This is a genomic window from Eisenbergiella porci, assembly GCF_009696275.1.
GTDB lineage: Bacteria > Bacillota > Clostridia > Lachnospirales > Lachnospiraceae > Eisenbergiella > Eisenbergiella porci.
In genome coordinates, this window is sequence record NZ_VUMI01000094.1 from 1 (window position 1) to 9,148 (window position 9,148).

Genomic DNA, 9,148 nt, shown 5'->3' on the forward strand with positions numbered 1-9,148 from the left:
TTATTCTGAATGCCATTCGTATTTACCACCTTTACTTGATAAACACAGTATATCACACCGAGCAAGAAATAGAGTGTTTGTGTAAAATTTTCAAGGTACTATTATAGGGCTTTTGACCCCAACATCTTATTATGAGGAACAGGAAAATATAGAGGTGAAACGCTGATTAATTTCGGCGATGGCTGTGAAGGGACGGAACAGTTATAAACGCTGACTGTTCCGTCAGGAAGGGGAAGGCTATGAAACTGGGATGCTGCCTGAATATGCTGGGGGACAGCAGCGAACCGATTGGCCGCAGATATATGAATTTGCTGTACCGGGCGGGGTATGATTACATGGAGCTTCCGCTGGCGCAGATAATGGAGCTTTCGGAGGCTGGATTTGAGGAGCTTCTTTCACAGATACAGGAGTCGGGAATTCCCTGTGAATGCTGCAATAATTTTTTTCCGGCTTCGGTAAGGCTGACAGGGGAGGAAGCAGATCCGCCCAAAATCAGCGAGTATGTAAAAGGGGCAATGGACAGGGCGGTCCGGCTGGGAGCGAAAATAATTGTTTTTGGCAGCAGCGGCGCCAAAAATGTGCCGGAGGGGTTTGATTATCACAGGGCTCTCTGCCAGACGGCAGATGCGCTCCGCATCATTGACGCTTTTGCGCTGCCCGCGGGAATCCGCATCGCCATCGAGCCGCTCAACCGCAGGGAAAGCAATATTATATGCAGCCTGGAGGAGGGAGCGCTTCTGATGAAGGAAGCGGACAGGTCTTCCATCCGCCTGCTGGTGGATTATTATCATTTTATGATGGAAAAGGAGAGCCTGGAGACTCTTGTCGCGCTGACGGAGGATATCATACATGTGCATTTTGCAGAACCGGCGGGGAGAAGCTTCCCTACAGCGGAACAGGAGGCGTACAGGGAATTTTTCACCGTTTTAAAAGAGAAGGGCTACGACGGCAGGGTGAGTATTGAGGCTTATGGGAAGGAGCCGGAGAAGGAGCTTGAGAAGGCGGTTTTTATAAGAAAATACTTGTAACTGTCATGGATGGGACAGGTTCAAATATTTTTGATAAGCTCTATTGCCGCCGGCATATGGGGAAGTGGGTATGGATATAAAAAAAGTGGTTTTGATTCCGGATTCCTTCAAAGGGACGCTATCATCCACCAGGGTCTGCGAAATTATGGACAACAGCATAAAACGCCGATTCCCGGATTGTGAGGTGATACAGATTCCGGTGGCGGACGGAGGGGAGGGCACGGTGGACTGCTTCCTGCAGGCTGTGGGCGGCAGAAAACGGACAGTACGGGTGCCCGGCCCCTTCCTGGATCCGGTGGCGGGTTTTTATGGAATCCTGGAGAATGAAGAAAGAACAGCTGTCATTGAAATGGCGGCATGCGCCGGCCTTCCGCTGGCGGAGGGCCGGGAGAACCCGGAAAAGGCCAGCACCTATGGGGTGGGCGGGCTGATTGCGGATGCGATAGAACAGGGCTGCAGGGAATTTGTGCTTGGCCTGGGCGGGAGCGCGACAAATGACGGCGGCTGCGGCATGGCGGCCGCGTTGGGAGTGCTTTTCCTGAATAAGGAAGGAAAGCCTTTTCTGCCTGCGGGCGGGAACCTTATGGAGCTTTGCAGCATCGATATGTCGGGACTTCATCCCGCCTTGAAGGAATGCCGGTTTACCGCTATGTGCGATATTGATAATCCCATGTATGGCCCGCTGGGCGCAGCCTGCATTTTCGGCCCCCAGAAGGGAGCGGATGAAGCCATGGTAAAAAGGCTGGATTCAGGGCTGCAGCACCTGTCCGGGGTGCTGGCAAGGGATCTGGGCAGGGATGTTTCCGGGCTGCCGGGCGCAGGAGCGGCGGGCGGCATGGGAGGCGGCGCAGCGGCCTTTCTGCAGGCGCAGCTGCGTTCCGGCATTGAAGTGGTTCTGGACACTGTCCGGTTTGATGAAAGGATAGAGGGGGCAGACGTTATTTTTACCGGAGAAGGAAGGCTGGACTGCCAGAGCCTGATGGGCAAGGTAGTGGGAGGCGTGGCGCAAAGAGCAAAACGCAAAGGGATTCCGCTGGTGGCAGTGGCGGGGAGCATTGATGAAAACACCGGGGATATCTACACCTCCGGCGTCAGCGCCGCGTTCAGCATAACGAGGAAGCCCGTTCCGTTCAGGGAAGCGCGTAAGTCCAGTGAAGAAAATCTGGCGTTCGCCATGGATAATATCTTACGGCTTCTGGAAATATCGTGAGAAGAAGGCGGAGCCGGAGTTAATGCCAGAGGCATAGCCGCAGGTTAAAGGACTTAGCGGGCCTGTTCCTGCATATATTGGATAGAAAAGACCTTTGGAGCCGCCATGAAACGTTGCGGAAAATTAAAACATGCAATTTTAATAGAGCTGGTGCTTATCCTTCTGCTTCTTGCGGTCAGACAGGCCGGAGGAAGGCCTGCCAGCGTAAACTCAGATTCTGTGCTGATGGAGGAAAATGCGGAGGAAGAAACTGGAAAAGACTATATTAAGTGGGTGGACTTCAATGTTTCCTGTGAAGCCCTCAGTCAGGCCTATGAGACGGACGTGGATACCTACAGGGAGGATTATCACATTGACTGGATTTCCCTGCTGGCCTATACTGCGGCCAGGAACGGCGGCGAGTTTGGAAAACAGGCACTGAAGGATATGGATGCCCTGACGGAAAAGATTAAAAACGGGGAAACCACTCTGGAAGAGGCGACGGCGGATCTGAAGAACTATGATTATTTCCGCGAAGCCTACGATGCCGCGCTGGGCGGTATGGTAGGCGAATTCCTGCTGCAGGAGCAGGATGAATCCGGGAATCTGGTGTGGAAACGGAAATATGGCCTGAAGGCCTATTCACCCATTGCCAAGGGCTTTCCCTATACCGACTATGATGATTTCGGCTCTTCCAGAAGCTATGGTTACAAGAGGCCGCACCTGGGGCACGACATGATGGGTCAGATTGGCACCCCTGTGGTGGCTGTGGAATCAGGATATGTGGAGGTGATGGGCTGGAACCAGTACGGCGGCTGGCGAATCGGCATCCGCAGCTTTGACGGAAGGCGCTATTATTATTACGCCCACCTGCGCCAGGATTATCCGTTCGCGGAAGGCCTGGAGGAGGGCAGCGCGGTGACTGCCGGCGACATCATTGGCTACATGGGCCACACCGGGTATTCTAAAACAGAAAATGTGAACAACATTAAAACCGTCCATCTCCATTGGGGGCTGGAGCTGGTTTTTGACGAATCCCAGAAGGAATCGGACAATGAAATATGGATTGACTGCTACCAGCTTTCCCGCTTCCTCTATCTTAACCGCTCTGAGGCGGTGAAGGTGGATGACAGCAAGGAGTGGAAGCGGGTGTACGACATGGAGGATCCGGCGGTGGAAAAATACCTGGAGGAGTATGGAGACTCTGTTTCCGGAAATTCGGTTTCCGGGAATGGGGTGTCGGAGAATGGTTTGGAATAAGGGGAGCGTAATTGTATTTTTATTCCCGCGAGCAACGAGCCAAGTAGCCATGCTTGCATGGATATTTGGCGACTGCCGCGAGGGTCAAAGCCCCCGCTGCAGAGCAGCGGGGGCTTTGATTGGTTTCGTTCATGGATTGTTTTTATCACAAATGAATATTAAATTTCGTGCAGTGTATTGTATTTTTCGTGCAATCAGCATATACTATAAGCATCAACAAGGAAGGGAGTTGATTGTATGGCTGGAAATACAACGAATATCAGCATCCGCATGGATTCCGATTTGAAGGTGCAGGCGGACGAACTGTTCAATGAACTTGGCATGAACCTGACCACTGCATTTAATATTTTTGTCCGTCAGTCGCTGCGGGAGGGAGGAATTCCCTTTGCAATCAAAACGGAACGCCCCAACAAGGAAACCATCGCTGCGATGCTGGAGGCGGAAAGGATTGCGAAAGATCAGTCGGTAAAGGGCTACACCGATTTGGATGAACTGTTCGCAGATCTGAAGAAATGAGAGAAACCAAACTGAACGTAAAACCCACCACACAATTCAGGATAGACTATAAGCTGGCGATGAAGCGTGGCTTAAAAATCAGCCTGCTGGAAGACATTGTGTCGCTGCTTGCTTTGGGAGAACCGCTCCCTGACAAGAACAAAGATCATGCCCTTTCCGGGGATTGGGTTGGCCATCGGGAATGCCACATTCAGCCAGACTGGCTGCTGGTATACCGGGTGGAAGAAAATGTTCTGGTATTGACCCTGGTCCGCACCGGGACACATGCTGATTTGTTTGGATAATAGAAACTGCACCGCCGCCGTATGGGAAAATTTTGCCTGTACGGCGGTTTTTCCGTGTCCGGCATTTCCGCAGCCTTGGCGCTGATCCGGTTTAAAAGAGTCATAGAACTGCAGGGCTATATTCATTAATTCCCTAAAGGTCATAAAAAGATAGTCAAAAAGCCAATGACTATTTTCTCCCTGCATATTACAATAACCTGTATAAGTAAATCAAACACCCCGCCGCAGGCAGCGGCCATCAAACATGAAGCAGTAATAGGAGAGAAAACACATGAAGCTGACAAATCTAAAAGTAAATCATCTGAAGAACCCGCTGGGCTTTTCCGTAAAAAATCCGTCCTTTTCCTTCCAGGTGGAGGAAAGCACCGGCAGGCATCTGAAATCGGCCAGAATCAGGGTATCCAGGACGGAGGATATGACCGATCTGGTATATGACAGCGGAGAGAGGACGGATATTTCCTCCCTTTCCTTTATCCCTGAACAGGAATTTGAGGGCGGCATCCGTTATTATTGGGATGTATGCGCAGAAGCGGATAACGGGGATACCGGCATCAGCAGTGTTGCCTGGTTTGAAGGCGGCTGCGGGGAAGAGGAATGGAGCGCGGACTGGATTGCTTCCCCTCTGGATAAGGAAATCCAGCCGGTGATGTACCGTGAATTCACACTGGACGCCCCGGTATCTGAGGTTGCCTGCGCCAGGCTTTACATAACAGGACTGGGCGTATATGAAGCCGGCCTGAATGGGGAAAAGGCCGGTGAGGAATATCTGGCTCCTTTTTACAACGATTACCGTTTCTGGATACAGTACCAGACCTATGATGTGACGCAGCTGCTTTGCCCGGGAGAAAATGTGCTTTCCGTCATGCTTGGGGACGGCTGGTACAAGGGCAGGTTCAGTTACCTGGATGAAGCGAGGGTGACGGAAATTTACGGCGATAAATTCCTTGCCGCCGCACAGCTTCTGATTACCTACAAGGACGGCTCACAGCAGAAAATAACAACGGATGAAAACTGGAAATGCCTTCCGTCGCCGGTTCTTTTTTCCAATATTTATGACGGTGAAGTCTATGATGCCAACAGGGATTTCCGGGACTGCTCCGGCAAAATCTGCGCCCGCGCGAAGGAAGAGGCCGTGCCCGTCAGCAGGGCATCCGCGCCGAAGGCGAAGCTGACCGAGCGCCTGAGCGTTCCGGTGACAATCCATGAGAGACTGCGTCCCAGCCTCCTTATGACGCCGGCAGGGGAACAGGTTCTGGATTTCGGTCAGGAAATCACAGGCTGGGTGGAATTTGACTGTAAAGCGGAAAAAGGGACCCGAATTTATCTTCAGTATGGAGAAATCCTGCAGGACAGCAACTTCTACAGGGACAACCTGCGCACCGCAAAAGCTGAGTTCACCTACATCTGTGATGGCAGCAGCGCCCATGTGCGCCCGCATTTCACCTTCTATGGCTTCCGTTATGTGAAGGTGACCGGAATGACGCTTACCCGGGAAAATCTGGACAGCTTTGCCTTTGAGGCCTGCACGGTTTATTCTGATTTGGAAAGAACAGGCCGGATCACCACAGCGAATGAAAAGGTGAACCGCCTGATAGAAAATACGCTTTGGGGACAGAAGGGAAACTTCCTGGATGTGCCTACAGACTGCCCGCAGCGTGATGAAAGGCTGGGCTGGACCGGAGATGCCCAGGTGTTCTGCCAGACGGCGTCCTATCATATGGATACGGCGGCTTTTTACCGGAAATATCTGAAGGATATGCGTTATGAGCAGCGGATCAACCAGGGCGCCGTACCCTTTGTCGTGCCGGACGTCCTTTCCGTGGCCCGTGAAAATATGGGGCAGGAAGCGCCGGATATGACGGCAAATACCTGGGGAGAGGCCGGTTCCTGCGCCTGGGGCGATGCGGCGACGATCATCCCCTGGACCCTGTACCAGTTTTACGGGGATACAGGCCTGCTGGCTGAAACCTATGAAAATATGAAGCAATGGACAGATTTCATCATCCATATGGATGAGACTTACTGCGGCGGCGGAAGGCTGTGGCAGGTAGGCTTCCATTTCGCGGACTGGCTGGCGCTGGATAATCCGGATAAGGATAGCTGCTTCGGAAGAACCGATCCTTATTATGTGGCCTCCGTCTATTACCTGTATTCCTCCCTGCTGACCGCAAGAGCGGCAGCCGTGCTTGGCAAAAGGGAGGACGAAGCCTATTACGGCAGGATTGCTCAGGAGGTCAGGGACGCTATCCGCAAGGAATATATTACACCGGGCGGAAGGGTGGCCATCGATACGCAGACTGCGCTGGTGCTGGCAATTTATTTTGACGTCATCCCTGAAGAATTCATGGAAAAAACAGCGTCCCGCCTGAAAAAAATGCTGCAGGAGAACGGGATGCATCTGAATACCGGTTTTGTGGGGACCGCCTATCTCTGCCAGGCACTCACAAAGGCGGGGCTGGTAAAAGAGGCCTATACGCTGCTTCTTCAGGAGGATTATCCCAGCTGGCTGTACGAGGTGAACATGGGAGCCACCACCGTCTGGGAAAGATGGAATTCCGTTCTGCCCGATGGGAAAATCAGCGGCACAGGCATGAACAGCCTGAACCATTACGCCTACGGGGCTGTTTCCGAATGGATTTACAGAAGCGTCTGCGGCATTGCGCCGGATGAAACGGCTGTCGGCTTTAAAAAGGCGGTCCTGGCGCCCTGCCCGGACAGGAGGCTGGGCTGGGTGAAGGGAGAATTTTCCTCTGCGGCCGGTGTTTACAAAAGTGAATGGGCATATGAAGAAGATGGCATCCGCTGCCAGGTCCGTATCCCCTTTGACTGCACCGCCCGGTTTATTGTGCCGGATGGAATGGTTCTGAAGGCTGTGGATGGCGCTGAGCCGGAAGAGGTGAAGTCACTTTCCCTGGAAAACGTGAAGTCCCTTACCCTGGAGGCGGGAAGCTATCAGCTTCTTCTGCAGGAAGCTTAGAGTCTGTAATTTAGGGCCCGCAGCTTAGAGCCTGCGGCCGATTGACATCAGGCAAAAAGGAACCTATACTAACTGATATGGAATGGTTCATACAGCCGGAGAAATTTAGGCGCTGGCCGTAGGAATCAATAGCGGCAGCAGGCGGCCGGAAAGAGTCTGGTTATCTGGGCTGTTATGATGCCGGCTACAAACAGGAAACGGGGGATTTTTACATGCTTGACAAAGTATATGTGGTACATTTCAGTCCGGCGGGAAATACCAGGAAAGCCGCTCTGATGCTGGCCGGAGAGCTGGCAGCCCAGGTGGAGGAATATGATCTGACGCTCCCCTCAGGGGAATGGCGCAGCTTTGCACCATCGGATGTGGTGATTGCGGCGGGGCCGGTTTACGGCGGCCGGCTTCCCGGTGTGATGGCTGAAAGGCTTTCCCGTGTGCAGGGAAACGGCACCTGGTTCATTTCCCTTGCGGTATATGGGAACCGGGCTTATGAGGATGCCCTTATAGAGCTGGATGACAGGATGGAGCAGCAGGGCTTTTCCAGGCTGGCTTCAGCGGCTCTCGTTGCACAGCATTCCATCGTAACACAGCTGGCGGCGGGACGGCCGGACGGGCAGGACCGCAGGGAAATCGCCGAATTTGCCGGTGAGATTTTACATAAGCTGAAGACCCTGGCCGAAGGGAACAGGCCGGAGGAAAAAGCAACGCCGGGGAACCGTCCCTATAAAAGCTTGAAGCCCATGCAGGCCGTCCCTCAGATAGCAAAGGACTGTATCCGGTGCGGCCTCTGCGCACAAAAATGTCCCGTGGAAGCCATACCCGCCGGAGATCCGACGCAGACAGATCCGTCAAAATGTATTCTGTGCATGCGGTGCATTACCATTTGCCCGGAAAAAGCGAGAACTCTCCCTGCGCCGGTAACGGAGATGCTCAGCCAGAAGCTGGCGCCGTTCCTTTCTGTGAGAAGAAAAAACGAATGGTTTTTGTAAATGGCGGAAAAAAGTAACGGTTCATACAAGCCTGCGCATTTGCTGCGCTGGCCGTACGGGTTCGTGGTGGCCGGGCATCCGGTCCATCGCGGGGAAAGGAGCAGGAAATGAATGAAACACTAAAGGTATTGACGGAGCGCAGAAGCGTGCGTTCCTATAAGGAAACGCAGGTGCCGGAAGAAATACTGCAGCAGATTCTTATGGCGGGAGAATATGCCCCCAGCGGCATGGGAATGCAGCCGGTGGTGATGGCGGTGGTACAGGATAAGGAAACTATCCGGCAGCTGTCCCGAATGAATGCGGCGGTGATGGGAAATGACAGCGATCCTTTTTACGGTGCGCCGACGGTGGTTGCGGTTTTTGCAGACAGCCGCAGGGGAACCTGTGTGGAGGATGGAAGCCTTGTAATGGGCAACCTGATGAATGCCGCTTTCTCCCTGGGTGTTGATTCCTGTTGGATCCACCGGGCCAGAGAGGTTTTCCAGACGGAGGAAGGAAAAGCCCTTATGAAAAAATGGGGACTTGGTGAAGAATATATCGGCATCGGAAACTGCATCCTGGGTTATGGCGACAAACCGCTTCCTCAGGCGAAACCGAGAAAAGAAGGCTTTGTCATCCGTGTATAACAGCGGTGATGCAAAGCAAGTATATGAATCTGTGAAGGAAACGCGGGCTGCCGGCGATGGGCAGCCCGTTTTTTGGTGTGCCCGGTGGGCACACGTTCTAACGGGTGAAAGTCCCCAATCCGCCCGGCAGTGGGAAGGATACAGCCGAAGCCAAGGGTGTCCGCCGTGAGACGGAATCTGAAGAAAGGATTAGGTTATGAAAAGTAAGTTATTATGCAAAGTGGAGCCCACACTTTGTTGATTATATAAAGTGTACGGGCTCTTTAGACTTTGCATAATTCG

General features: G+C 52.9%; 8 protein-coding genes. All 8 read left to right on the forward strand.

Annotation, left to right across the window (positions count from 1 at the left end; translation table 11 throughout):
- Positions 1-239 precede the first annotated feature (239 nt).
- The 8 genes from FYJ45_RS28200 to FYJ45_RS28235 all read left to right on the forward strand — a co-directional run bounded on the left by FYJ45_RS28200 (position 240) and on the right by FYJ45_RS28235 (position 8,866).
- Complete coding sequence (locus tag FYJ45_RS28200) at positions 240-1,028, forward strand: sugar phosphate isomerase/epimerase family protein (protein WP_154468287.1); 789 nt, start codon at positions 240-242, stop codon at positions 1,026-1,028.
- 70 nt (positions 1,029-1,098) lie between these two features.
- Positions 1,099-2,238, forward strand: a complete 1,140-nt coding sequence (locus FYJ45_RS28205) for a glycerate kinase family protein (RefSeq protein WP_154468288.1) — start codon at positions 1,099-1,101, stop codon at positions 2,236-2,238.
- Between the two features lie 105 nt (positions 2,239-2,343).
- On the forward strand, positions 2,344-3,477 hold the full coding sequence (locus FYJ45_RS28210; RefSeq protein WP_154468289.1) for a M23 family metallopeptidase: 1,134 nt from the start codon (positions 2,344-2,346) through the stop codon (positions 3,475-3,477).
- Between the two features lie 237 nt (positions 3,478-3,714).
- On the forward strand, positions 3,715-3,993 hold the full coding sequence (locus tag FYJ45_RS28215; RefSeq protein WP_154468290.1) for a type II toxin-antitoxin system RelB/DinJ family antitoxin: 279 nt from the start codon (positions 3,715-3,717) through the stop codon (positions 3,991-3,993).
- Positions 3,990-4,277 carry a type II toxin-antitoxin system YafQ family toxin gene (locus tag FYJ45_RS28220; RefSeq protein ID WP_154468291.1) on the forward strand — a complete coding sequence of 96 codons (288 nt, stop codon included), beginning with the start codon at positions 3,990-3,992 and terminating at the stop codon, positions 4,275-4,277. The genes FYJ45_RS28215 and FYJ45_RS28220 overlap by 4 nt, the downstream gene beginning before the upstream one ends.
- Positions 4,278-4,548: 271 nt before the next feature.
- The gene (locus tag FYJ45_RS28225) at positions 4,549-7,254 is read left to right on the forward strand and encodes an alpha-L-rhamnosidase (protein WP_154468292.1); all 2,706 of its coding nucleotides are present in this window, start codon (positions 4,549-4,551) and stop codon (positions 7,252-7,254) included.
- Between the two features lie 212 nt (positions 7,255-7,466).
- Entirely contained in the window at positions 7,467-8,240 is a 774-nt protein-coding gene (locus FYJ45_RS28230; protein WP_154468293.1) for an EFR1 family ferrodoxin, read from the forward strand.
- Positions 8,241-8,347: 107 nt separating this feature from the next.
- Complete coding sequence (locus FYJ45_RS28235) at positions 8,348-8,866, forward strand: nitroreductase (protein ID WP_154468294.1); 519 nt, start codon at positions 8,348-8,350, stop codon at positions 8,864-8,866.
- Positions 8,867-9,148: the final 282 nt, after the last annotated feature.